Raw genomic sequence first — 1,392 nt, 5'->3', positions numbered from 1 at the left:
ATAGCCGGGTGCCCCTCGATAAGGAAGAAGACTGTGTCAAGGGGTAAAACGAGCGTACACCACTATTCGATGCGCGAGCACCGTATGAGTGTCCAGGGAGCGAGGGTTTCGAGGACCAGAGCTTCTGGATTAACTCAACGCTGCATCAAGATCTCTGTGGGCATCTGCCCCACCAACCATCGATTCGACCGTATGTAACAGGCCATGATGCTTCTATGCGGACATCCAGCCTTTGCTGGATGCGAGAGCGCTCACTCAACGTCACGACCGTTGTTGGCCAGGGGCACCCCCGAGCTGCTCTCGATATGGGCGATCTCCGGATAGGGTTTATTGAGCCTGAGCATCCAGTAGAGTCGCACGGCTAACCTCCTTGCTGCCGCCACCTTGGCCACCGCTTTGGGCTTATGATGGCAGCGAGCCTGATACTGCTTTCGAAATCCCTCATCCAACCGGCAGGTTGTTTGCGCTGCTTCCACCAGCAACTGGCGCATGAACCGGTTGCCCTGCTTGGTGATGGCTCCCAGTCTCCGCTTGCCGCCGGAGGTATATTCGCTGGGGATCAGTCCCAGATAGCTGGTGAGCTTGCCGCTGTAGGGGAACCGGTTTACATCTCCGATCGTCAGCACGAAGGCCATCGCCGTGATCGGACCGACACCCGGCTGGCTCATCAGCAGCCTTGCCTTTGCATCCTCTCTGGCCGCCTGTACGACGGCCTCATCCAGTTCCTGCACCTGACGGTCCAGGCCGGTCAGCAGCTCCAGCAGATCTTCCCGGCGACGAGCACTCCAGCCCTCCAGGGGAAGCTTTTCCAACTCAGCCCTCCCCCGAACGCTCCACAGCCGGGACTGCTTCTGCACGCCACGGTTCATCGCCAGGTGCTGCAGCCCGTTCTTCACCCGGCTCCGGATCTCCACCAGCTTGTGACGGTGGATCAGCAGCTGACGCAGATCCCGCTGCTCGGCAGAGGGCGTCCACAACCGGGGAAAACGATCCTCCACCAGCAGCTTCAGGATATGGCCCGCATCCCGCCGGTCCGTCTTCTGCTTCCGTACATAGCTGGCTCGGATCTGCGCCGCATCTCCAACCCACACCGTGTGGCCTAGACTGCGCAGCAGATCAATAAACCACTGCGCGTTGCCGCACGACTCGATCCCTACAAGCGCTCCTGCAGACAACGAGCGGTAGAACCGCTCCGCCTCCCCGTCACCGTTGATCAACTTCGCTTCCCCGTACTCACCAGTCTCCTGGTCTAAAAATGCAACCTGCTGCCACCGCGGATGGAAATCACAACCTACAATCTGCATAAGAAGGCTTCTCCTGATCTTCCTGATAGCTGGTCCTCGAAACCCTTACTATCTCGATCTTCGCTGAAGCCTTCTTCCTTATCCCATC

1 protein-coding gene is annotated in these 1,392 nt (G+C 58.9%); it reads right to left on the bottom strand.

Annotated features, from left to right (window positions below):
* Window positions 1-251 precede the first annotated feature (251 nt).
* Window positions 252-1,304, bottom strand: a complete 1,053-nt coding sequence (locus OHL21_RS00080) for an IS110 family RNA-guided transposase (RefSeq protein ID WP_263415209.1) — start codon at window positions 1,302-1,304, stop codon at window positions 252-254.
* Window positions 1,305-1,392 lie beyond the last annotated feature (88 nt).

The sequence above is a fragment of the Terriglobus albidus genome, from assembly GCF_025685425.1.
GTDB classification, from domain to species: domain Bacteria; phylum Acidobacteriota; class Terriglobia; order Terriglobales; family Acidobacteriaceae; genus Terriglobus; species Terriglobus albidus.
The sequence above is the reverse complement of the archived record's forward strand: the minus strand, read 5'-3'. Positions and strand labels throughout refer to the sequence as shown.

Excerpts from the sequence above, each read along its gene's own strand:
- OHL21_RS00080 (WP_263415209.1), bottom strand. The coding sequence starts at position 1,304 with ATGCAGATTGTAGGTTGTGATTTCCATCCGCGGTGGCAGCAGGTTGCA.